The 24,111-nt window shown below is 37.6% G+C and carries 16 protein-coding genes; 4 read left to right on the top strand and 12 right to left on the bottom strand.

Annotation, left to right across the window (positions count from 1 at the left end; translation table 11 throughout):
- Positions 1 to 120 precede the first annotated feature (120 nt).
- The 7 genes from L659_RS0113425 to L659_RS0113395 form a co-directional block, all read right to left on the bottom strand.
- Positions 121 to 3,234, bottom strand: a complete 3,114-nt coding sequence (locus tag L659_RS0113425) for a pilus assembly protein (RefSeq protein WP_024590874.1) — start codon at positions 3,232 to 3,234, stop codon at positions 121 to 123.
- Positions 3,235 to 3,789: 555 nt separating this feature from the next.
- Positions 3,790 to 4,200, bottom strand: a complete 411-nt coding sequence (locus L659_RS0113420; protein ID WP_010553497.1) for a hypothetical protein — start codon at positions 4,198 to 4,200, stop codon at positions 3,790 to 3,792.
- 241 nt (positions 4,201 to 4,441) lie between these two features.
- Entirely contained in the window at positions 4,442 to 4,792 is a 351-nt protein-coding gene (locus L659_RS0113415) for an ethanolamine utilization protein EutQ (RefSeq protein WP_024590873.1), read from the bottom strand.
- Positions 4,789 to 6,111 (bottom strand): NAD(P)/FAD-dependent oxidoreductase, encoded by a 1,323-nt coding sequence (locus L659_RS0113410; RefSeq protein WP_010553495.1) that lies wholly within the window; start codon positions 6,109 to 6,111, stop codon positions 4,789 to 4,791. Before L659_RS0113410 ends, L659_RS0113415 begins: the two co-directional genes overlap by 4 nt.
- A gap of 3 nt (positions 6,112 to 6,114) precedes the next feature.
- Positions 6,115 to 7,527: an FAD-dependent oxidoreductase gene (locus tag L659_RS0113405; protein WP_024590872.1), complete on the bottom strand. Its 1,413-nt coding sequence runs from the start codon at positions 7,525 to 7,527 to the stop codon at positions 6,115 to 6,117.
- A 99-nt stretch (positions 7,528 to 7,626) separates the two neighbouring features.
- Entirely contained in the window at positions 7,627 to 9,051 is a 1,425-nt protein-coding gene (locus tag L659_RS0113400) for an aldehyde dehydrogenase family protein (RefSeq protein WP_024590871.1), read from the bottom strand.
- Entirely contained in the window at positions 9,051 to 10,241 is a 1,191-nt protein-coding gene (locus tag L659_RS0113395) for an aromatic ring-hydroxylating oxygenase subunit alpha (protein ID WP_010553492.1), read from the bottom strand. Before L659_RS0113395 ends, L659_RS0113400 begins: the two co-directional genes overlap by 1 nt.
- A gap of 371 nt (positions 10,242 to 10,612) precedes the next feature.
- Here L659_RS0113395 and L659_RS0113390 point away from each other — a divergent pair, with 371 nt between their 5' ends.
- Positions 10,613 to 12,298 carry a BCCT family transporter gene (locus L659_RS0113390; RefSeq protein WP_196812472.1) on the top strand — a complete coding sequence of 562 codons (1,686 nt, stop codon included), beginning with the start codon at positions 10,613 to 10,615 and terminating at the stop codon, positions 12,296 to 12,298.
- A gap of 116 nt (positions 12,299 to 12,414) precedes the next feature.
- Here L659_RS0113390 and L659_RS0113385 read toward each other — a convergent pair whose 3' ends face one another.
- The 3 genes from L659_RS0113385 to L659_RS0113375 form a co-directional block, all read right to left on the bottom strand.
- Positions 12,415 to 13,341 carry a LysR substrate-binding domain-containing protein gene (locus L659_RS0113385; protein ID WP_010553490.1) on the bottom strand — a complete coding sequence of 309 codons (927 nt, stop codon included), beginning with the start codon at positions 13,339 to 13,341 and terminating at the stop codon, positions 12,415 to 12,417.
- Positions 13,342 to 13,598: 257 nt separating this feature from the next.
- A complete protein-coding gene (locus L659_RS0113380) occupies positions 13,599 to 14,897 on the bottom strand; it encodes a porin (RefSeq protein WP_010553489.1) in 1,299 nt (432 codons plus the stop codon).
- 558 nt (positions 14,898 to 15,455) lie between these two features.
- Positions 15,456 to 15,863 (bottom strand): hypothetical protein, encoded by a 408-nt coding sequence (locus L659_RS0113375; RefSeq protein WP_024590869.1) that lies wholly within the window; start codon positions 15,861 to 15,863, stop codon positions 15,456 to 15,458.
- Between the two features lie 379 nt (positions 15,864 to 16,242).
- Between L659_RS0113375 and L659_RS0113370 the strand changes: the two genes are divergently transcribed.
- On the top strand, positions 16,243 to 16,773 hold the full coding sequence (locus L659_RS0113370; RefSeq protein WP_029769897.1) for a hypothetical protein: 531 nt from the start codon (positions 16,243 to 16,245) through the stop codon (positions 16,771 to 16,773).
- Positions 16,774 to 16,895: 122 nt separating this feature from the next.
- Here L659_RS0113370 and L659_RS0113365 read toward each other — a convergent pair whose 3' ends face one another.
- Positions 16,896 to 18,146, bottom strand: a complete 1,251-nt coding sequence (locus tag L659_RS0113365; RefSeq protein ID WP_024590868.1) for a cation:proton antiporter — start codon at positions 18,144 to 18,146, stop codon at positions 16,896 to 16,898.
- A 293-nt stretch (positions 18,147 to 18,439) separates the two neighbouring features.
- Positions 18,440 to 18,847, bottom strand: coding sequence for a hypothetical protein (locus L659_RS0113360; protein WP_024590867.1), 408 nt, complete (start codon positions 18,845 to 18,847; stop codon positions 18,440 to 18,442).
- 259 nt (positions 18,848 to 19,106) lie between these two features.
- Between L659_RS0113360 and L659_RS0113355 the strand changes: the two genes are divergently transcribed.
- Positions 19,107 to 22,316 (top strand): phosphoribosyltransferase-like protein, encoded by a 3,210-nt coding sequence (locus tag L659_RS0113355; RefSeq protein WP_024590866.1) that lies wholly within the window; start codon positions 19,107 to 19,109, stop codon positions 22,314 to 22,316.
- 245 nt (positions 22,317 to 22,561) lie between these two features.
- Positions 22,562 to 24,007, top strand: coding sequence for an exodeoxyribonuclease I (sbcB, locus tag L659_RS0113350; RefSeq protein WP_002963201.1), 1,446 nt, complete (start codon positions 22,562 to 22,564; stop codon positions 24,005 to 24,007).
- Positions 24,008 to 24,111 lie beyond the last annotated feature (104 nt).

Raw genomic sequence — 24,111 nt, 5'->3', positions numbered from 1 at the left:
GTTTAGAGCGCTTCGAAAACTCTAAACCAATTATATAAGCAAACCATCAGCATTTTTGATTCGTTCTTAAAATTAAAAAGCCACCTAATTAAGGTGGCTTATGTCTATAACATCGTGTTTTTAATGTGCCTGACTATCGTTTTCTTCGCGTTTATAAATATATGTTTGTTGGGTTTTAAAGCCAAAACCAATTGGTTGAGCGCCATTTACTAGCTTAACTTTTCCACCTTCAACATTTAAATTTGGTCCAAGTATTTCAATAGCTTTTATCGGCTTATCAGAACCTTTAACCCCAGGGCCTATTAAATAAAACTGACTAACTTGCGTTACATCCGTTTCATCATCCCAATCGCACTTACCATCCGCATCATTATCTGCACACGACGGGCCTTCCCCAAAAAATAGTTTCGGTGTATCTGGTACATCATTACTTGTTGCAAATTTCACATCGTCATAAACCTTCGTTCCGTAATGCAAATGAAAGGCATAAAGCGAACCACCGCCACCCGTTAACGAACATTGGTTTTGAGTTGATGATGAAGATGCAGGCGTAAAGGAAGTAAAGTAAGCAACCCCACCAACGACTGTTGCTGCAGCAAGGGACTTTTCGCCCGTCCCTAATTCGTATCGCCACCCTTTAAATTCGGCTAACTTAACTTCAAGATTAACAAATTTATCAACGTCATCAAGTGCGTTACCAAATGGGTCTTCATTCATTTTCATTAAATCATCTGGCACTATTGGGGCTGGAAATTCAGTAAATATTTTTGTTAAGGTGTTTTCATCACGGATCATATACAGCTGATCTTGCTCATTAGTAGCAAGTGGGTTTGAGCGATTTCCGCTGCCTATCACAATTGCGTCGTACGGGGTGTCTAAACGAGTCGTGATCATTTCACCACCATAATTGGTCTTAGTAACTTTACTAAACAGCGTTCTAGCAACTAACGGTTTATAAAAGAAACGTCTGTCTTGTGACGCTAATGTACTGCCAAGTTCAGCAAGTTTAAAGTGAGTAATCTCACTTTCATCGTCACTAGGAATATCTACACGCCAAATATTACCGCCAGTATCGGTTGCATAAATTCGGTCAATATACCCGTCGTAATCTGAGTCAAGCGTAGTTACATCCGCTGCAATACTGTGCTCTCCGGTAAAACCATGTTCATCTGGAGTGAGCGCCCATACCTTTTCGCCAGTTTTAGCATTAACAATGTAAATACCTAGCCCGGTTTCATCTGTTGTTCTAATCGCATTATCTTTGTTTGTATCGTAGCCTGCGCCAAATATCAGCAATGGATCCTCACCAAACGCTTTAATGTAAGCAATTTGAGGTTTAGACCATGTTTGTGCTAAATATTTAAATTCTTCAGAGCCACCAACAATTGGCTTATTCCATAATTTTTTAGGTTTTTTTGGGTCACTTATATCCAGGCCGTAGTAATTTTTACCGCCTCGGCGCATGCCTGTAAATGCCCAAACTTCATCGCCCTCACTTGCTTTAACAACGCCATCATTTAAACCATCAGTGTTTAAACTTTTATTATTAAAGAACACACTTATAGGGCCATCCATGCCATACACTTTTGTATTTGCAAGATTACTTCGCAAAGCCGGAATGTTTTTTAATAAGGCAGCAGGTGTAAAAGCCCACCTTTCTTCAACAGTATCGCCTTTGTCTTCGAACATATGTAAAAAGCCGGCATTGGTACCAACAAGTATATGAATACTTCCATCGCCGTAATCTATAGATACCGGTTTTGAATGCAAAGGGTCGCCAAAAATATTGATTCGCTGATCTACTGATGAGTCATCTCCATCTTCATTATCAACATCAACCCCTCGTGCCCAGCTAATATCATCTTCCTCTAAAGTTAACCCAATATTAGGAATCAAATCAGGGGCAAGATCGGTAACTGTACTTGTCGCTAAATTTAAAATGGTTTGTACTTTATCAAAAGTAAAATCAATAATACTGCCCGTTTTATCTATATAAATTTTACGGCTATCGGGGTCTAAAGTTGATAAAAGTAAATTTACGCCACCCTGAGCTACTAAATTCCCATCTGCAGGATTATTAGTTGGCAACCAAAATGTTCGCGCTTTCTCATCAATTAACCCATTTTCATCAAGGGCTATTTTATCAGTTGAATCGACTATATTTGCACCAGACACTTTAAGCTTTTTTAAATTCCCACTCCAACGTGCGCCAGTTTCTGGGTAAAACATCGCAAAGTAAATTGACTCTCGGCTACGTGTTTGGTCAACATTATTACTAGCTACCGTAGGGGATGAAAAACTATCGTTAACTTCGCGTATTTTCGATATTGTATTATTAAGCGCTTCAGAAAGTTCAGTCGATGTATCTGCATGTAAGTACTCGCCTCCTCCCAATAAAGCGGTTTTTTCTAATAACTTTTTACCATTTGTACTCATACCACTACCAAAACCGATAGTAAAAACGCGTCCGGTATCGGCAACCTCCGGCGTAGTGTCGTACAAATCCACCTCTACATCTCTTGTACCATGTATTATCTGAGCTAAAGCGGCTAAATAACTGCCACTTGTTTTAGCTGGGTTTGAGCCAAAAGTAGATTTGTATAAACCCTTTATAGAACTATCGCTTTCGTTATCACTTACGGGGTCGCCATCTGTCATTAAAATCAAATTAATAGAGTTATCACAGCGCTCATCGGCACCTATTACTTGTTTAAAAGGAGAGATATAAGAAGAACTACTTTGGCTATAATCAGTGGCAGTTTCAGCACTTAAGTCACGCTTGTAATCGCGGTTATAAATAGTTGAGCTATACCCATAATGTACTTTTTGGCCTGTTAAGTATAAGTAAGCTTCCCATAAAGTTTCTGTAACGGGCGTATGGCCATTCGCTGGCAAATTTTGTAGTTGAGTTTTTACAGAGGAGTGCTCAGTCCCTAAACCAGCCATAACATACCCACCAGAGTAATAATTGAAACGCATTAACCCAAAATCAATAGTCGCGTTATCAGTTACTAATTGCTTCATAGCGCCTTTTGCAGCAGTTAAACGTGTCTCATTTGGATAATCAATGTATGTTCCCATACTTCCTGAAGTATCAAATATAATAAGCACGCGAGGGTTTTCGTCGGTTTCAACATTATGGTTTACGTATAGTTCTATATCTTCGGCAAATACAGAAAGGCTTATACCTACTCCGAATAACAAGGCAGCTATTTTTTTTAGTTTGAATTGCATTTTTAAATCCCTTTATTTGCGCTTTTTATTTTTATTGCGCAAGTTAATAACTACTCTATTCCGTGTTTAATTATTAGTAATATGGAGGTGGGACTAAAAATTAAAACCAAGATAATATCTAGCTATTTATCACAAAACAGTGATTAGCATCCACGTGTCGTCAATGCTATAAAATATATATTACTTCGATTTTAAATAAAAACAGACTAAAGTCAAAGACATTAGGCTTTATTATTAATTAAAAACAACAACTTAAATAAAACAATCCCGTTTTACTGCACAGTTTAGTCACGTCAAAAAATAATATTTTTACCTATGTTTCTATATTTATAGATCTATGTTTTAGGTAACAAGTACTTACCAATATAAATTAATAACGTAAGGCTCTAAAAATCACCTTTAAAAACACTATTATTCAGTAAAACTGTTTTATCAAAAGAAGTCTGTTTATAGGTAACTACGGTTATTAAAACATACAAAAAAGCCCATATTAGGTGCTACCTAATATGGGCTTTTATACTCTCGCTAAATTATAAGCGCTTTATGCAAGCATTCTTATAAAGATAACTCTTTTTTAGCGCGAGTTAAGTTATGCGTTACAAGTGAGTTTTTAGAAATTTGAACCGCTTCATATAAATCAGAAATACCCGCAGTGTCTTTTTGAGCCTTAATACGCGCTACACCACGGTTACTTAATGCAAACGATGTAAGTTCGCGTACTTTTAAACGCGGACCATGGCTTTGCTTAAGCAATGCAATTGCTTGTGTACAAATAGCTTCTGCTTCTTCGTAGTTTTTTGATTCAACAGTTAAAGCACAGCTATTAAACGATTTTTCAAATGCAGGTGCTGCAGTTACAGAGTCTTCAATAACCATTAATTTATAATCACCTTGATTAGCCATTGCAGCAGCTGAGCAAGTTAATAATGAGCCAAGAGCGATGGTTTTTAAAAGTGTAAATTTCATGATTATATTCCTAATTAGTTAAGTCGTACTTGTTGCCGACAACTAAACTTTAGAGTGTTAGCTCAATTACCACAAACGATAAAAACAAACCTAATAAGTGAATAAATCTAACCTATAGACTTTAGTCTAATATTTGGTTTTAAATTTACCTAAATTACAAAAATTGAGTTCCTCTAATATATTAAAAAAGCCCTTAGTTTGGTTGCACTAAGGGCTCAGGAACTATGTGTAGATTTAAAAATCAAACTATTCCATGTATTTCTTTCCAATTACCTGGGTGTACCACATAGCCAAATAACGCATGCCCGCCGTATACCAATTCTGTATTCTCAGGTATCCATAACATTTGACCCGGATGAACCAAATGCGTTTCTCCATTTGCAGTTAGCTCAAAGCACCCTTCAATTACAAAAATAACTTCATCGTATAAAACGGTCCAAGCAACTTTCGCCCCTTCCCACTTAGCAAAACCCACTCCAATGTGAGGTGATATTTCTGTGCTTAAAGCTCGTGCCACATAAGCCATACCAAGGGTCTCCCCTCTAATATTAAAATCTAGATTTTTACTATCTACTAATTTAACTTGTTTCATATTTCGCTCCGGCTTAACCATTTAGCTAAACTAATTCGGCTTTTAACACCAATACCTAAAAACGGCTCTGGAGGATTAAGGCTGGGCATACCTGTAACGTGTTGAATATCGTCGAGGGATTCTGATTGTTCGCCCATCACTAAATCTGCTAATAATGTTCCTGATACTGTCCCCCACGCAATGCCTACACCGTTATCACATGCACTGGCATATACGCCATCATCTAATTCGCCAAAAAAGTTGGTAAAATTACGAGAAATTGCATAAGTACCTCCCCACGAATGGGTAAAAGGAACGTCAATTAACTGAGGATAACGTGCTAAAAACACTTTACGGTGATCATCCTGAATCTGTTTACGCACATTTTCATTTACAGTGGAACTAGCACCGTATTTATCGACATGCTTGTAAGTATTACGAATTAATATGCGGCGATCGGCTGTCATTCTTATCGTTGTGCCAGCATGATCTGCAGGTGTTAAGCCCCAATCTAACAACCCGGTATACGCTTTCATTTCATCATCGTTTAAAGGCCTGGTCCAACTAGCAAAAGTCATGACAGGTAATAATCGATTTTTTAAAAAGCCAAACTCTCGCGTAAATATACTAGTACCAAGTAGTAACTTAGGTGTTTTAACTACACCATGCTTAGAGTGCAGTAGCCACTTCCCATGCTCTTTAGATAAGTTATTTATTGGCGAGTTTTCTAATACCTCAACATTATCAGGAAGGTTATCTCCTAACCCGCATGCTAAAGCCGCAGGCTGAACTAAATAACCACCAGGTGTATAAATAGCGCGACTGTAATAGTTTGTACCCAATACTTTAGAAAGATCATCTCCATTTATATGTTGGTAAGGCTCACCTAAATCTTTCATCAAGTGTTCAAAATGATCTAAGTAAGCTTCACCACGCTCACCGACTGCACCTTGATATTTACCAGCTGCAGACCATTGGCAATCAATCTTATATTGCGATACTAAACTCGAAAGCTGATCTATCGCTGAGCGATTAAGCTTAAGTAGCTTTTGCTTATGCGCAGGATCTGGATGCTCTAATGAAAATTTATGCGGTAGATCAATTACAAAGCCTGAGTTTCGACCCGATGCTCCTTGCCCAATACGCTGCGCATCAATCAATATAATACGTGCATTAGGCGCATGCAAAGCTAGTCGCCTAGCCATTGCAAGTCCAGCGAACCCGCCACCTAGTACAACGTAATCGGCAGTTTGTTCACCTGTTAGTCTAGGTTTTTCTGGTGTTTTAGTTATTGCATGATACCAACCACATGTAGCATCATCGTTTGGTAAATGAATCATTTATTACTCCGCTACAGTAAGCTGTTTTGTATTAAGCTGCTCAAGTAAGTGGCTTCTATTTATCTGAGCTTGTTTACCCAAAAGGGCAAAACCTAGTAATAAACCATCAACAGAATAAAACCGAGCAGTTAAACCATCATCAATCTGCTCTATTTGCCACTCACCAAGTGCCCCTACTGCCGCAGGATAAATAGATAAAGGCATGATTGGAGTTTTCACTATCACTGGTGAACATGTAAAAATAGCTTTGGTCAAGTCGCCTAATAAACAAGAAACCAATGAAGGCACAAGCTGATTAATTGGCGCTATAAATGGCTGCCAGCCTTGACTTGTCTCGGCGCAATCACCCAATGAAAAAATAGTTTCATCACTTGTTTGACCATAGTCGTTAACCTTTATACCTCGGCCAACTTCAAGGCCAGCTTGCTCTGCTAATGCTGTATTTGCTTTTAAGCCAACGGCCGATATAACTAAATCAGCTTCAATTACTTTTCCACTTTGTAAATGTAATTGAGAACTTCCATCAGGCTCAGCGTCAATATGAGAAATACTGTCTTCTAAAAACCAAGAAACCCCAATATCGGTCAATGATTTCTTTAAACGCTCTCCTAATATTTGTGGAATTAAGCGCTCAATTGGCCATTTACCTAAACCAATTACACTCACGTCATAACCACTTGCACTCAAATCGTTGGCAAATTCACAGCCAATTAAACCATCACCTAGAATAGCGATGCGTTTTTTTCCTGTAAGCTCATTTTTAAAACAGCGATAGTCTGTTAAATCATTAATACTTAATACATTACTACAATCGCCAGCAATCGGGATTTTAATAGCAGAAGCACCAGTGGCTAGTACTAACTTGCTATATTCATAGCTGCCAATATTAGTATTTAGGGTCTGCTTATTCCTATCAATCTTTTCTACTCGAGTATGAGGGTAGACACGAATATTAAGCCTTTGCTCCCACTCTAACGCACTTTCATTTTGTAAATCGTCACAACTTTTACCTAATGCAAATGAATTAGATAGTGCCGGTTTACTATAAAGCGCGCCGTTATCAGCAGTAATAACAGTAATAGGGACCGTTGAAGATTGCTTACGAAGTGCTGCCGCTACTTGATAACCACTATGCCCACTGCCAATAATAACAATCGGTTTTAAAGTAATGTCTGATTTTAGGTCTTGTGCTGCAATAGGTTGAGCCTGCTCGATTAGCTCCACATGACTCGCTACTTGAACGTCGTCTTGTGTGATCTCCATCATTTCAAAATCAGCTTTACCTACTAAACAATCTGGGCAGACCCAATCTTCTGGTACATCTTCCCAACGAGTGCCTGGTAAAATGCCATCAGCTGGCCAGCCTTGAGCCTCATCGTAAATAAGACCACAAATAATACAGAGCCATTTTTTCATATCTCTCATCCTACTGACTTTATTTAAAACACCTGTTGCATTCACTTTATTGAATAAAAAAATAAGAAGTGAATGCGAGTAACAAGCCGAAATATTGTTTTAATGATGCAAACGAATCGCAATATTGCGGGTTTGAACATAGCTATAAATTGCTTCTTGGCCTTTTTCTCGCCCAAAGCCAGACAAGCCCACACCACCAAAAGGGGTTTCAATACCACCGGCAAACCATTCATTAACAAACACTTGGCCACCTCTAAGTTGCTGAGCAACATTAAATACATGGTTTAAGCCCTCACCAAACACACCCGCAACTAAACCAAAGTCGGTTCCATTAGCAATAGCAACAGCTTCAGTGTCTGTATCAAACGGCATAACAACAAGTACAGGGCCAAATACTTCTTCTTGCGCTATTGTCATTTCTGGCGTTGCTTCAATTATGGTTGGTGCTACAAAGTAGCCAGGCATATCAGGTATATAGCCACCGGTGATGATTTTTGCGCCTTCTTTTTTAGCTTGCTCGATCATTGCCATAACACTGATTTGCTGCGCTTTTGAGACAACAGGCGTTAAATCAGCCTGCTCTTCGCCAGAGCCAATCAATAAGCTTTCAGCCATTTTTACCACTGCGTCTTTCACTTCTGTATAACGGCTTTTATGTACTAATAAACGCGACATAGCAGAGCAAACTTGTCCAGCATTAAAAAATATCCCGCTGCGTACACTACTTACAACGTTTTGTAAGTCAGCATCATGTAAAACAATAGCGGCAGATTTACCGCCTAATTCCATTACTGAAGGTGTTGCTCTCGCAGCAGATGCTTTAAGAATATGCTGCCCTGTAGGCACTGAACCCGTAAAAACAATTTGATTTACTTCAGCGTGTTCAACTAAATGGTTACCTATAACTGAGCCTTTTCCGCAAAGTAAGTTTATTGATCCCTTAGGAAAACCACAGTTTTCAAGTGCCCTAATTAAATACACCATGCCTACTGGTGATATTTCAGGGGATTTAATAACTACGGCATTACCTGCAGCAAGCGCCGGGGCTAAAGAGCGTGCACAAATAGACACTGGAAAATTCCAAGGCACTATTTGAACCGATACACCCATAGGCACATATTGAGTAAAATCAATGTAGTCTTTACCAAGCGGAATAGAGGTACCTTCGAGTTTATCCGCCATACCTGCGTAGTATTCAAAATAGCGAGCCGATTCTAAAAATTCGTCTTTAGCATCTTGCAAAGATTTACCATTTTCGCGACATAGCTCGAGCGCCCCTTCATCAGCAATATCTCTTATTGCTTGCGCCGCATTGAGCATCCAGTGTGTGCGCATCGCAGGGCGTATATCGTTTAACTCGCCGCTATTAACGCATTGTCTAGCCGCTGCCATCGCTTTATCTGCATCGTTAATCGTCGCACTGGCAATTGTTGCGTATAACTGCCCAGATGCAGGATTAATTACATCTATATGGGTATCAGCATTAAGCCATTGACCGCCTATATAATTAAGGTAATGTGCCATCACTCTTGCTCCGTCGCCGATTTAACTTGTTTTGCTAACCATGTTTGAAAAAAGTGAGTTGGCTTGTCCATTTCCGGAGAAAAAGCACCACCACCAAATCCAGGAGAGTAACGTCCTTGCTGCATGCCTTCAACCGCAATAATGTCTTCGCTAAATACCACGCGCCAAGACTCAACGGTCGACGTTCTACATGCCGCATATTCATCTTTCATTGCCTCGTCACCCACATAAAAAATGCGTAATCGCTCAACTGTTTTATCGGTATTTACCGGGTCAATCATCATCGCAAATGCATGGTCGGCTTGAATGCCAATTAAAACATTAGGAAATAGCGCAATATATTCGGCTTGACGTAACTTGTCCTCAGGCCAGTTAGGGAATTTAGGTAAGTGTGTACCGGCGGTATCAGAAAGGTTATACGCTAAGCTACCCTGACCAGAGAAATGCTCATTAAACATAATGTTATAATGATCTTCTAACTTAGAGTAACTATTTAAAGCGGGGTGTATCCAAGGTAAGTGGTAGGCTTCACAAAAGTTTTCTATTGTTAGTTTCCAGTTACTATTTACTTCTATTTCAATGTGTCCGCTCATATTTACGCGACGCAATAAATCTAAACCGTCATTACCAATAAATTGTTCCCAACGTTTTTCAAGCGGTGCAATGTGCTCTTCAAAACTTGCAGCATCGCCCGACAAGTTAACAAAAACCATATCCATCCAAATGGCTGAGCGCAGTGCTTTTAACCCATGATTTTCACACTTAAAGCGCTCGTCTTTATGCTTTGCAATACCACCAATATGAGGAGTCCCCTTTAAGTTACCGTCCAGATCGTATGTCCAAGAATGATAAGGGCAGCGGATCATGCCTTGTACTTCACCCTCTTCATGAATCAGCTTCATGCCTCGGTGACTACATACATTATGAAAAACCTGCACATCGCCTTGGCGGTTTTTCATTAGTAAAAGTGGTAAATCCATAAAGTTAATTGGCTTTACGTAACCATTTTTTGTCAAATCAGAAGCGAAACCAACACAGACCCATGTGCTGCCAAAAACCTGATCGCGTTCAAATTTAAAATACTCTGGATTGGTATAAGCCTCATTAGGCATCCCTGTGGCCTCATGAATAGGATTAAGTACACGATCAATCTGCTGAATAGGGATTATTTTTTGTTTTACATTGCTCATGCTATTTCTCCAAACGGTGTGTGTGATGAAAGATAAGTCCTAACTTTTAATTTAAGAAAAACAAATTAAGCGTTTTTATTTAAATTAAACTCTCAGGTCATAACTACATTTTGTTATCAACTGACTTGATTTTGATTAACAACAGCGCACTAAACAAACGATTTTTGCGCTACCTATCGATGAGTTTTTATCATGCATAATTGTTGAACTTAACACCTGAAAAGGCTTTAGAGTAATAGCACTAAATCTCATGTATAACTAAAACTCATGGATTGATGAGAATTTATAATTTGTAATGAGGTGGTAAATTTTCTAGTTTTCAAACACTATTTAACAAAAAGCAATAAAAACACACACTCACAGGACAACACATGACACACTCCACAATAAGAGCTAAGTCCGGAATTTTTAAGGGACTCAACCCCACGGTTACCATTGCTTCCAAAGTAATTTTAATCGCCTTCATTTTATTTATTGTGATACTCGCTAATAAAGCAGGTCACTACTTTGAAACTCTCGCTACTTTCTTACTTTATAATATGAAGTGGTTTTCTATTGGCTTAGTTTCGCTCGTGGTCGCCTTTTTGATTTATCTTATGGTTAGTCGTTATGGCCATATTAGATTAAGCGAAAACGATAACGACAAGCCCGAATTTAGTTTTTGGGCTTGGATTTCAATGTTGTTTTCAGGCGGGATGGGAATAGGTTTAGTTTTTTGGTCAGTCGCAGAGCCTATGTGGCATTACGCAGATAATCCATTTACCGAAGGGTTAACCGACGAATCAGCCTCAATGTCAATGCAGCTAACTTTTTATCATTGGGGTCTTCATCCATGGTCACTTTTTGTTATTGTCGCACTAGCCCTTTCTTACTTTTCTTATCGTAAAGGCCTACCATTCACTTTTAGATCTATTTTATATCCTATCGTAGGGGAACGTATTTACGGCCCAATTGGTCATATTGCCGATATTATTACCGTTGCTGTAACTGCCTTTGGTATAGCCCAAACTTTAAGCCTCGGTGTTATACAAATAAACTCCGGATTACAACAAACTTTTGGTATTGATATAAGCCTAACAACACAAACTATTTTAATTGTTACTTTATGTACCATCGCTGTTGGCTCAGTGCTTTCAGGGGTTGGCCGAGGTATTCGTTTATTATCGCAGTGGAATATGCTGCTTTCTCTATTATTAGTATTAATTGTTTTAGCGATTGGACCTACTCGATACATCTTTAATATTTTTTTCGAAAGCACTGGTAACTATCTTCAAAATATTGTGCAAATGGGATTATGGACCGACACACAAAAAGACACCAATTGGCAAAGTTCGTGGACTAGCTTTTACTGGCCATGGTGGATGACCTGGGCGCCATTTGTAGGCATGTTTATTGCCCGTATATCTAAAGGTCGCACAATTCGTGAACTTATAGGCGGTGCACTGATAGCACCGACAGCCATTGCATTTCTTTGGTTATCTGTATTTGGTGGCAGTGCATTAAAAATAGAGCAAGACGAGCGAAACGCCTTTGAACAAAATAACGTTGCAGCTCAAGTAAGCAATTCAGAGCAAGTAATTAAGCAAGATGTATTTATAGGTGGAACAGTCCTTAAGGCCACAAAAGAAGATAGCACGCGCGCACTGTTTACATTATTTAATAACTTAGATGAAGGTTTATTAGGGACGATACTCAGTATTCTAGCGTGTATATTGCTCGCAACTTACTTTATCACCTCTGCAGATTCAGGAACGTTAGTCCTGTGCATACTTGATGCCGCAGGCGATACAGAACCACCTAAATCTATACGTGTCTTATGGGGAGTTGCAATTGCAGTAATTTCATGGGTATTAATTTATGCAGGTGGATTACAAGCAATTAAATTTGCCTCCATTATTATTGGTTTTCCTATCTCGATTTTTATTTTAATGATGGGTGTAACGCTATTTTATAGCATTCGACGCGAGCCAAAACCTTGGGCAATGCTTCCACAACATGTTCGCCCTGGTAAAGATCAACTCGATGAACCAATAAAGCATACTAATACAATCAACTAATCTGCTAAATGATCAAAAAATACGCGCTGCTCTTAGGTTTGCTTCTAAGGCAGCGCATTCATACTATTAAATATCAGAATCTAAACGCCAAATTCTAACCTTACAACAGAGGGTAATTAAACGAGTCCTCGTTCACCTACCTCATCTGGAATTTGTTGTAACAACCATTCTCTAAAGTGCTTAACGCTTGTTGGCATACGACCACGATTATTAGGTTCTATCATAGAAAACTTAGAACCTGTAGTAAGTACATGTTCTGTTGGCCGGATCAATACTCCACTTTGTAAGTATTCATCAACTAGTGACCCCCACGCTAATGCAATGCCTTGACCGTTAATTGAAGCTTGTAAAAGCATTGGGTAGTTATTAATATTTATACGGTTTCTTGGCTCAAGTTGCTCAAGCCCAACACCCGCAAACCACTCTTCCCAGTTAACCCAGCCCATTTGTGTTTCATCTAGGTGTAAAATTGTTTTAGTAAAAATATCTTCCGGTTTAGTTGGACTGCCTATTTTTTCTAAATAAGAAGGGCTACACACCGGAAAAACTTCTTCGCAAAACAACGTTGTTATATTCATATTGGCAGGTTGGGTTCTGCAGTAAAATAAAGCGAGATCACACTCCAAGCGGTTTAAATCAACCTCGTTATCGGAGGCTAAAATACGCAAATCAATATCATCGTGTAAATTTTGAAACTCGGCGACTTTAGGTAACAACCATAACGAAGCCATGGCATTTGTTGTTGCTACAGTTATTTTTTTATCACCTTGCCATTTTTTAACTTGCCCAGTTATATCTGCAATATCAACTAAAGAGCGGCTGATTGCCTGATAATATTGAAGCCCCGTTGGTGTTAAATGAATACTTCGGCTTGCTCTAATAAAAATAGCCTTACCTAAGTACTCTTCTAATTGTCGAATTTGACGGCTAATTGCCCCTTGCGTCACATTTAACTCTTTTGCAGCAATAGTGAAGCTTGAATGTCGTGCAGACGCTTCAAATGCCACTAAACTATTTAACGGCGGTAACGGATTAATTTTCATATAGCTTCCTACTTTGTCTCTACTCAATAGAAACGACTGACCAACCAATTTGAGAATACATACACGTTTATAAGGTATAAATTAAGGTGAGTAATTTGCAGGTAATTGTTGTGGTCAACTCATTGTTCGCTTGAGTTTTTCTACCAAGTCGATTGCCAGCAACCTATCATCTCAAATAGACTAATTCACTGTAACCGATTATAAAAAGTAATATAAGAGCATAAACTTATTTCAAGCAAAGCTTATGCTCTTCTTTTTTAAAAATAATAACCAATATTAATATTAAAACGGCGCTCAGTTTCATCGCTGTCACCAGCAATTGAGCCACCAACAAACGGCTGGTTTTTAGCGTGTACTAAGTCAAAATAGGTGAACAATCCACCGGCAGCAACTGAAAACCCTGTTACGTTCATCCAAGTATCTGCACTGCTATCAGATTTATCGTAAATTACTCCGTAATCATTATAAAACTGCAAAGCGGTTACAGGCCCCCATTTTACAGGTAAGTTGTAAGCAATATTTGCATTGGTTGTAGTCGCCTCAGCAGCAATACTGTCATAAAACGAGTACGCACCTACAGCCATGGTGTTTGCGTTTTCTATATCGTAATTGTATTCGCCATGTTGAAACTGTAAATTCCACGGCCCTAAATTACTATTCACATGCACTGCCCACGCATAATAATCACCCGCTCTGTCTACACCATCATGTAATCCACCACTTAAAGCAGAAAAGCCAACCTCAGTCTTCCCTTTATCGTGTTCAATATGATAGCCATAACGCGCGGAAAATGTATTATATTCAGCAAGTGGATTATCAAGCTCTGCGTATGTCCCCTCCTGTGCGCCCCTAAAACCCACTACATCATATGAATAACGATCACTACGGTTATCAACATAGCCATCTATGCCACCTAGCTCATCATTTTTAAAAAAGCCTAAATCAAGCTGCCAATTATCTGCTATTTTACGTTTAAATATCACCCCTAAATCGTGGTCATCCTCGAGCCCAATGTAGTAATTAGTACTAAAAAAATAGCTGTGCGAATTATAAGGCCAATTACCAAATGGTACCTTTGTAATACCGGCTTGTACTTGCCAAATGTCAGCAAAATCATATGCTGCATAAGCATATTTAACTGCGGTCATATAATCAAAAAAACGGATCTCGGCATTTAGTTTTACACCGCCTACATCGCCTGTAAAATTTATCCTAAAAATATCAAAATCAAAATCCCCACCTCTGTTTTTACTGCCATCCTCGTACGACGTATAACTGTAGTTAGTACGAACAGCCCCACCTACTTTTATTCCTCCTGCTTTTTGCTCAGCTACAACATCTTGCGCCTCGCCACTATTTGATAGTTTTTCAGTATTGCGTTTTATGGCATTTATTTCATTTTTATTGGCGTTTGCAAGCTTAAGCTGTAAATTTTCAACCTGTTGCTGTAATTCGCTTAATTGCTGTTTAACTGTGTCTAGATCATCGCTTGCATTAGCACTACAGGTAACAACCCCCATAGCAACGGCTAAAGCCGATAGTTTAAAAGCTCTCATTGTGTGTCCTTGTGTGCCGTGTTGATGTTTTATTATGTGTAGCATTACTCGTTTTTTTATTACTTTTAGCTTTGTATTCACGTAAACAGGCAATAATACAATTACAAAAAAAACAATAATTCCATTAAAAAGTAAGCCTAATCACACGTTAAAACCAACCGCGTAAAAGCAATAATGCTAATAAAAACAGATGTTTTTCGGTATATTAAATATGACTAATAATTATTAACCACATTTATTATTTATTAAAATTAGCTCTCAAATTCTGCTTAACATTTCAGCAACAAACAAACTACTTTTTTGATAGGTCACCATGAGAATTAATCATCAATTAATTCTAAGCGAGGCTATAAGTGCACAGATTTAAAACACAAGGGATGCTGGGCGTTATATGAGGAGTGTTACTTTTATATTGTGATGATGTATGTAATGCATTTTATCAATGCTATAAACACGAAAAAGCCGATGTTGGGGTTTAACCCAACATCGGCTTTTTTACTCTCGCTATTTTATATCATGCTTTAGTAAGTACTTTATAAAACGCGTTATAAAGGTTTTTTATAACGATAACTCTTCTTTAGCGCGAGTTAAGTTGTGCGATACCATTGAGCTGTTAGACAATTTTGATGCCTCGTATAAATCAGCAAGTGCAGCTGTGTCGTTATGCGCTTTTAAACGTGCAACACCACGGTTGCTTAATGCGAATGACGTAAGTTGGCGTACTTTAAATTTAGGGCCATCTGCGTCTTTTAAAAGTGCGATTGCTTTAGTACAAATTTCTTCCGCTTGCGCATAATTTTTTGACTTAACATTCAGTGCGCAGCTATTAAATGATTGCTCAAGTGGCTGTGGCGCTGTTGCAGTTTCAATAACCATTAATTTGTAATCACTTTGATCAGCCATTGCAGCAGCTGAACATGTTAATAGTGAGCTAAGAGCGATAGTTTTGATAAGTGTAAGTTTCATGGTCATATTCCTGATTAGTTAAGCCGTGCTTGTTGCCGACAACTGAACTTTAGTGAATTACCACAACCCCGACAAACGATTAAAACAAACCTAATAAGTGAGAAAAATTAACCTATAGACCTTAGTCTAATACGTTTAAACTTTTTCTATATATTTAAATAACTTACGCACTATCTTACGTGCCTAAAATCGCTACTTTGCATTTTAAAATGCATATAATTATTTATGCTTTTATTTAATCGGTTTTATTTTAAGCACCTTGCTTTTGCATAGCTGAGTAACAATCAAACAAATTTATACATTTAATTACATGCAATACTAAGTTATGTATTTATAATTACGGCTCTGGTAACTTTTCATCATTAATGGGTTAACTTTTTTGAAACACATACTTCCTCTTTTTGTTTTATTAAGCACGCTTTTATCATTTAGCCAAAATGCTAACGCAAGGCTTTTGCTCGGTAACAACATGCCTAACACCGGTATGTTTATAAAGTCAGAATTCAATGGCGATAGCAGCATTACATCTACAGGTGTAGAAATGATGGTTAAGCAAAATTACAGTAACTTTGGTGTTGTTTTTACAAGCGCAATTGGCGCGGCAGTAATCGATAATAAACAAGGCGAGCAAGAAGAATTTATAACGTGGGACAATGGCATGAAGCTTGGTTATTTCAATGACTTTTTTATATACGCCGAGCTTGGCTTAGATCTGTTCGAACTCGCCTTTAAAAACGATAGGGGCGATAACACCTACCAAATAGAAAAATCGAACAACGACATAGACGGTTACGCAGGTATAGGTGCGGGTTATCACTTTAAGCCATTTAAAATAGAAGTATTTACTCGAGCACGCCAAATAGATGGCGACTACTGGGAAGCACAAGAACATATTTACAGCGGTGTGTAGCTCAGTTTTACGTTTTAACTCCCTTTTGTTTTATAAGAAAAATAAAAAGCGTGTGAGATACAGCTATTTCACACGCTTTTTAAAAAATTACATTTAACAGGTTTGATCTAACCAATTTATATTTAACGGATAGTTTTGGCTACTTTACCAATACTCAAACCCTGAATTAAAATAGAAAACACCACAACCGCATAAGTAAGAGCCAACAAAATATCGCGCTCGTTCCCATCAGGTAATTGCAATACCAGTGCAACCGAAATACCACCACGCAAGCCACCCCAGGTTAAAACTTTCCACGCGCCAGATGGCAACTCTAATTGCTTATTAAATGTAGTGGTTGTTATACCCACAACAATTAAACGTGCGAGTAACGCGATTAAAATTGTTAAGCCACCAGCAATAAATAAATTACTCGAAAATGCAATCATGACGACTTCAAGCCCTATGAGTACAAATAAAATGGCATTTAAAATTTCGTCAATCAGCTCCCAAAATAAATCAACGTAATGGCGTGTTTTGTCGCTCATAGCCATACTACGACCATGATTGCCCACCATTAGCCCCATCATTACCATTGCAAGTGGGCCCGACAAATGCCAATGGCTTGCAAGTGCATAACCACCAATAACACCCGCTAAAGTAAGTAGTACTTCTTCTTGGTAACTATCAATACTTTTGAGTAAGTAATATAAAATACCACCTAATACCAAACCAAAAACAATACCGCCACCGGCTTCAACCGCCAGCGTGTGCGCTACATAATAGGTTGTAGGAATATCACCACTTGATAAAACACCCAATAAAAGCACAAAAATAACCACGCCGATACCATCGTTAAACAACGATTCACCCGCAATCACGGTTTCAATACTTTTAGGCGCACCCGCAGATTGTAAAATTCCCATTACCGCAATAGGATCAGTTGGCGAAATTAATGCGCCAAATAGTAAACACCAAATAAACGCTAAATCAAAACCAAGCAAAGGAAGTACTAAATAAAGCGCACCAGCAATAATAACCGTTGATAGCAACGTACCAACACAGGCCAAAATACCTATTGGCAATTTATAGCGCCTTAAATCGCTAACATTTACATGTAGCGCCCCAGCAAAAAGCAGCATAGAGAGCATGCCATCGAGCAAAACTTCAGTAAAATCTAACTGATCGAGCAAGCTCACTTCGTAATCTATAAGATCATCAAACCCTAAAAAGCCCAAAAATATAGCGCCGATAGATAAAAGCATCGAAATAACCATAACGCCAATGGTTGTTGGCAAGCCAATAAAGCGATGGTTTACATAGGTGAGTAACGCGGTAATTGATAAAAATATCGCACTTATTTCAAGTACGCTTAGGCTGGTTCCTGGTGCCATGGTTTAAATCTCAATATTTATTTAATGATGCCTTACTCAAAATAAGCAAAGCAGAAGGGTTATTATTTTTTATACGGTTATCTCGCATTATATTCGCGTAGCCTAAACAAGCATACCCAAAATATTAATTATAAATACACACCCTACTCTATTAACGTATTTAAGGTATTAACTTACGCGTTAAATAAAACAAAAAAAACCATGTTAGGAATTAACCTAACATGGGTTTTTTTACTCTCGCTATTTTATAACATGATTTTGGTAAGCACTTTATAAAAGCATTTATAAAATACTTATAAAGAAAGATCTTCTTTAGCGCGAGTTAAATTGTGCGATACCATTGTACTTGTAGACATTTGGTTTGCTTCGTATAAATCAGCAAGGCCTGCAGTGTCGTTATTCGCTTTTAAACGTGCAACACCACGGTTGCTTAATGCAAACGATGTAAGTTGGCGTACTTTAAATTTAGGGCCATCTGCGTCTTTTAAAAGTGCGATTGCTTTAGTACAAATTGCTTCAGCCTCAGCGTAATTTTTTGACTTAACATTCAGTGCGCAGCTATTAAATGATTGCTCAAGTGGCTGTGGCGCTGTTGCAGTTTCAATAACCATTAATTTGTAATCACTTTGCTCAGCCATTGCAGCAGCTGAACATGTAAGTAGTGAGCTAAGAGCGATAGTTTTGATAAGAGTAAGTTTCATGGTCGTAGTCCTGTTGGTTAAGCCGTGCTTGTTGCCGACAACTGAACTTTAGAGAATTAACACAAAACCGACAAACGATTAAAACAAACCTAATAAGTGAATAAATCTAACCTATAGACTTTAGTCTAACAATAAATAAAAGTCCGTATCTATACTAAATTTAGTAAACAATTGAATCTAAATAAGAAATAATATATGGTCATCGATTGTAGTTGTATTAAATAAAAAGAACTGAGTGACATTTAAAAGGGATATTAAATTGAATGACTTTGAGGCTACACTAGCTGTAGAAAGAATAATAAATAGCATAACCGCAACGTCAACTGATGATAGTTTAAAACTAGCAAGACTAGGCGTCAGATCTATACTGCAAGAATACTCCGCAGTTAATTTAGACACATCTCTGACATTAGTTGAAACAATTCAAGAGATTTCAGACAATGGTGCAAGTGCTAGTTTAAGACATATATCTATTTTAATTTTAAGGTTAACAGCTGTCCCACATTTTTTTCCAAAACAAACGAGTGGGAATAATGCAGACGCTAAAATTATATCTTTGATAGAACCAAAATTATCCGATTTTTACAAACGTTTTGACATAAATAGACAAGATCAGACCTATCTCAAGTTGGATAAATTATATGAAGTCCATGATTTCTGCTGTGAAAAACTAAAATGCTTATTAAATGTTCATGCGAAAATAGAAACCATATCCGCTGAAAAGCAATTAATATTAAAAGCTCTTGGTGATAACACTGTAAAATCTTATTTCGCTTCTTATGATTACTCTAGAATTAGAGCATCAGTAGAAGCGGTATTAACTCAAGTTCTGGAGTTCTCAAAAACTAATAACAACAATTTCACACGGCGTTTGAAAGACTTAAGAGATCTGATTTCAGATGAAATTCAATATTGTGATTTGTATCCTACAATTATTACAATAAATTATTTTAGACCTTTTTTATGTTCAATTGATGAAATTATACAAAGTGAAGCTGAAAAAGCTTATGAGCAATTTAAATGTGAAATTAATAGTAGAAAAGGAAATGAATTCACATTAGATAAAAAATACCCACTTCACAAAGTAAATGAGGAAATAAGGCTCGTAATTCCAGTCCACAATGTTGGACCTGGAATGGCAGATAGAGTCATTGCCCATATAAGCTGCACTAATGCAGAATTAATAAATGAAGAGATAGATCTTGGAAGTGTTTCCATGGGAGATTTTGTTATTCCACTTTCTTTTTTATTAACTGAACCTCAAAAGGAAATATTTTTCGAAATATTAATCACTTGGAATGTGATTGGTCAGTCATCAGAAGAAATGTATACATTGACTGTAAGAGTAGGTTCTCAATCGTCTAATATTGATTGGCAAACGATCAGAGACATCAGTCCATATAATTTAGATATTGCTATGGGTAATGATTTTTACGGTAGAAAAGATAAAATTGCTCGCCTATTTTCACTAATTGCTGCAGGTAAAATGCAATCTAGTTATATAACAGGTCAACGCCGAGTTGGTAAAAGCTCATTAGCTAAGGCATATGAAGAAGAAATTATAAAATCACATAATGATTGTTTTGTTCTAAATATTGAATGCGGGGATTTTAAATACCCATCTGCAGTCGAAACTGTAAATGCTTTAGGTCATGAAATTGAGGAGTTCTTATCTCAACATTTACCCATTGAGGCGAAATGGGAAGCGAAAGAAATGAATGGATCTTTAGCCCCTATATCTAGATTAGTTACCCAGTTAGAAAGATTTGCCCCTAAAAAGCGGTTTTTAATAATTATCGATGAATTTGATGAAATTAACCAAGATTTATATCGATACAGTGAGATAGCTGAAACATTTTTCTTAAATTTACGTGCAATAAGTAGGAAAAGAAATATTTGTTTTTGCCTCATTGGCGCAGAAAGGATGTCATTTGTTATGTCATCACAAGGTGAAAAACTAAATAAGTTTACACGAGAGCCAATTGATAAATTTAATCAAGAAACTGAATGGCAAGATTATGAAGCTCTAATTAAAGCTAATATTGGAGAAAGTATTACTTGGCTAGACAATGCCATTAGAAGAATTTATTACTATTCTAATGGTCATCCATATTTTACAAAACAAATATGCTCAAAAGTATTTGATAATGCGGTGATCTCTAAAGACTCTGAAATATCTGACGCGGAAGTGGAAACAGCGATTCTAAAACTTATTCCTGAGTTAGATGTGAATGCTTTTCAACACTTCTGGCGAGATGGTATTTCTAGTGATTTAGATGAAATTGAGATCATTACAATTAAACGATGTAGGGTACTGGTAGGATACGCAAGAGCGAAAAGATTAAACTTAGATGCTAATGTAGAGCATATTAAGAGCCAAGTGTATTCTGGACAAATCCAAGAAGCGGAGATTTTACCCATTTTAAGCGATTTTTGCCGTCGCGGAATTATGGAAGAATTAAATAGTGAATATAAAATAATAATACCTCTTTTTGAGCGATGGCTTGTTAACCATGGATTTAATAGCTTAATCGCTGATAAATTAGGTGACGAATTAGCAGAAAGAAGACAAATAGAAGAAGATGATGCTTATATTCAGGATGAAGAAATTCATAGTCTATTAGATTTATGGCCTGATTACAGAGGAATTAAATTCTCTAATCACATAATTAGAGACTGGCTTTCACAAGTGCCTAGTCACATACATCAAAGGCTCTTATTTAAGTTACTTAAACATACCAGGTTCTATAAAGAATCTGAAATAAGAAGTTCATTGAAAGATCTACACAATAAAGTCCGTAGGAAGCTAGACGTCGTAGTCCAAAAAAGTAAGTCCCAGCGCAGAAAAGATATATGGATTACTTACGTAGATGGTGCTGGTAAAAGTGGCTCTCAATTCGCAGCCTGTTATGCAGAAGAGAATTTAATTAGCTCTACATGTGTTAAAGACATTACTGAAATTGATCATATTTTACAAAAAAAATTAGCCGTTCCAGAGGAAATATCAACAATATTAATTGTTGATGATTTTATAGGTAGTGGAACAAGCTTATCTGAAAATATCAAAAGTTTTTATCAAAGGAATGGCTCAGTGTTGCATGACGCTAATACTACTATTCTCCTTGGTGTTGTATGTGCAACAACCAAAGGGGAAGATAAAGTACGTAAAGTATTAACAGATCTAGATGAAAATTCTGACCTAATCGTATGTGAAACAATCTCTAACACACACTATGCTTTTAATGAACATAATACAATTTGGGAAAATAATGAAGAGATGCTCCAAGCCAAAGAGCTTTGCATGAGATTAGGCAGCGAAATAGATAAACAACGACCTTTAGGATATGAAGAACAAGGCTTATTAGTTGTATTTTCTAGAAACTGCCCTAACAACTCTTTACCCGTTTTGCATTCATCAGGAAGAGGTAACAATCAGTGGAAACCATTATTTGAAAGAGTAAAACATTAGTTTCCAGTTAATAAACATAGAAATAATTCTGCAATAAATAAACGAGCAATTGTATTGATAAATTGCTCTGATTAACTGTAAAGTTAAAAAATTGACTTTACAGTTAATCAGCCTCCAATAACACATCATTTATCTCCCAAACCTATAAACTCCCTCGCCCATATGCCATAATCTAAATAATTCATTATTTTAGTAACTTGGCGCGCATTTAGGCGATTTTAAGTTAACTACTCAGGGTTTTCAGCATGGCATATCAAGAGCAAAATCAAGCAACAATCTATTGGCACGACTACGAGACTTGGGGGGCGAGCCCTCAAAAGGATAAGCCGAGCCAATTTGCGGGTATTCGTACCGATCTTGATTTAAATATAATTGGCGAGCCGCTTATTGAATATTGTAAGCCGCAAGCGGATTACTTACCTCACCCTGAGGCATGTTTAATTACGGGTATTACGCCACAAGTGGCGATGAAAAAAGGCTTAGTTGAAGCTGAGTTTATAGCAAAAATTCATGCTGAGTTTAGTGTGCCAAACACCTGTGTTGCCGGTTACAACAGCATTCGGTTTGATGACGAAGTAAGCCGTTATAGCTTTTACCGTAATTTTTACGACCCATACGAGCGCGAATATAAAAATAATAATAGTCGCTGGGATATTATTGATTTAGTACGTGCTTGTTATGCGCTGCGCCCTGAAGGCATTGAATGGCCGTTAAAAGAAGACGGAAGCCCAAGCTTTAAGCTAGAGCATTTAACGGTAGCCAATGGTATTGAACACGCCGCTGCGCATGACGCACTAAGCGATGTAACCGCCACTATTGCATTGGCTAAACTAATAAAAGAAAAACAGCCAAAGCTATATAACTTCTTTTTTGGGCTGCGTAATAAAAAAGCCCTTGCTGAATTGGTTGATGTATTTAACATGACGCCGCTGGTGCATACCACATCGCGCATACCTGCAACACAAGGCTGTACAAGCTGGGTTGCACCAATGAGCTTTCATCCGGTTAATAAAAACGCGGTTATTTGTTTTGATTTAACCCAAAATCCGCAAGTACTCATTGATTTAAACGTAGAAGAGTTACGCAAACGTTTATACACCAAACGTGTAGATTTAGCCGAGGACGATTTACCTGTTGGCTTAAAACTAGTGCATTTAAACAAGTGCCCTATTTTAGCCCCAGCTAAAACGTTATTACCTGAAAATGCCGCCCGCCTTGGGATTGATCGCGAGCAGTGCTTAGCTAACTTAGCTATTTTAAAAGCCAATACCGACCTTCGCGATAAAGTAACGGAAGTGTTTAACGAGCAAGGTGATTACAGCGCAACAACTAACGTTGACTACTTACTTTACGATGGGTTTACAAGCCATGCTGATAAAGCTAAATTTGCGATTATTCGTGATGCAAAACCAGATGAATTGGCTGGGTTGAAGTTAGACTTTGAAGATAAAAAGTTTAATACGTTGTTGTTTAGATACCGCGCCCGTAACTGGCCTGAAACGCTAAACCAGCAAGAGCTTGATCAATGGCGCCAGTATTGCCAAAACAAGCTAATGCACGGCGAAGATCAACCATCGATTAACGCGCAAGATTTTATGATCACCCTTGAAAACCTAGCGCATGAACATGACGACAGCGAAAAAAATCTTACAATTTTAAAGGCGCTGTATAACTACGCACAAAGCATGTAATTTTGTTTGTATAACGCATTAAAAACGCGACGCTTTAGCAATAAAGCGTCGCGTTTTTGTTTATAAATATCTGTACCACTTCAAACAAAGCAAAATCTATTTCA

Source organism: Pseudoalteromonas sp. S8-8 (assembly GCF_000497875.1).
In the GTDB taxonomy this organism is placed as follows: Bacteria; Pseudomonadota; Gammaproteobacteria; order Enterobacterales; family Alteromonadaceae; genus Pseudoalteromonas; species Pseudoalteromonas arctica.
The sequence above is the reverse complement of the archived record's forward strand: the minus strand, read 5'-3'. Positions and strand labels throughout refer to the sequence as shown.

Excerpts from the sequence above, each read along its gene's own strand:
- L659_RS0113425 (WP_024590874.1), bottom strand. The coding sequence starts at position 3,234 with ATGCAATTCAAACTAAAAAAAATAGCTGCCTTGTTATTCGGAGTAGGT.
- L659_RS0113420 (WP_010553497.1), bottom strand. The coding sequence starts at position 4,200 with ATGAAATTTACACTTTTAAAAACCATCGCTCTTGGCTCATTATTAACT.
- L659_RS0113415 (WP_024590873.1), bottom strand. The coding sequence starts at position 4,792 with ATGAAACAAGTTAAATTAGTAGATAGTAAAAATCTAGATTTTAATATT.
- L659_RS0113410 (WP_010553495.1), bottom strand. The coding sequence starts at position 6,111 with ATGATTCATTTACCAAACGATGATGCTACATGTGGTTGGTATCATGCA.
- L659_RS0113405 (WP_024590872.1), bottom strand. The coding sequence starts at position 7,527 with ATGAAAAAATGGCTCTGTATTATTTGTGGTCTTATTTACGATGAGGCT.
- L659_RS0113400 (WP_024590871.1), bottom strand. The coding sequence starts at position 9,051 with ATGGCACATTACCTTAATTATATAGGCGGTCAATGGCTTAATGCTGAT.
- L659_RS0113395 (WP_010553492.1), bottom strand. The coding sequence starts at position 10,241 with ATGAGCAATGTAAAACAAAAAATAATCCCTATTCAGCAGATTGATCGT.
- L659_RS0113390 (WP_196812472.1), top strand. The coding sequence starts at position 10,613 with ATGACACACTCCACAATAAGAGCTAAGTCCGGAATTTTTAAGGGACTC.
- L659_RS0113385 (WP_010553490.1), bottom strand. The coding sequence starts at position 13,341 with ATGAAAATTAATCCGTTACCGCCGTTAAATAGTTTAGTGGCATTTGAA.
- L659_RS0113380 (WP_010553489.1), bottom strand. The coding sequence starts at position 14,897 with ATGAGAGCTTTTAAACTATCGGCTTTAGCCGTTGCTATGGGGGTTGTT.
- L659_RS0113375 (WP_024590869.1), bottom strand. The coding sequence starts at position 15,863 with ATGAAACTTACACTTATCAAAACTATCGCTCTTAGCTCACTATTAACA.
- L659_RS0113365 (WP_024590868.1), bottom strand. The coding sequence starts at position 18,146 with ATGGCACCAGGAACCAGCCTAAGCGTACTTGAAATAAGTGCGATATTT.
- L659_RS0113360 (WP_024590867.1), bottom strand. The coding sequence starts at position 18,847 with ATGAAACTTACTCTTATCAAAACTATCGCTCTTAGCTCACTACTTACA.
- sbcB (WP_002963201.1), top strand. The coding sequence starts at position 22,562 with ATGGCATATCAAGAGCAAAATCAAGCAACAATCTATTGGCACGACTAC.